At 59.2% G+C, this 331-nt stretch carries 1 protein-coding gene; it reads left to right on the top strand.

Annotated elements, in window-relative coordinates:
* Positions 1–133 precede the first annotated feature (133 nt).
* The coding region (locus ACZYOF_RS44525; protein WP_463719689.1) for a thioredoxin domain-containing protein at positions 134–331 on the top strand (198 nt) is incomplete at its 3' end.

Below are 331 nucleotides of genomic sequence, written 5' to 3'. Positions count from 1 at the left end.
CCATCAGACTCGCTCGAAAGCGAATCCAACCCGCACACATCATCGCATGGTCACTTTGGCGTAGAGCTCACCAGGCCGCCGCCCAGCGCGCGCACTTCAAAACAAAAAGACAACTGTAATGTTAGGCCAGGCCATGGCGACGATCATCTTCTATCAAAAACCCGACTGCGCCACCAACGCGCGCCAGATGCAGGCGCTGAAGGTCGCGGGCCACCACGTGATTGCCAAGGATATCTTGAAGGAGCCGTGGCGCGCGGAGGAACTGCGCCAGTTCTTCGGCAATACGCCGATCGGATCCTGGTTCAACCGCGCCGCGCCCCGTATCAAGTCA

The sequence above is a fragment of the Bradyrhizobium sp. LeoA1Lang genome (assembly GCF_055413685.1).
This window is presented reverse-complemented; position numbering and strand designations above follow the sequence as displayed.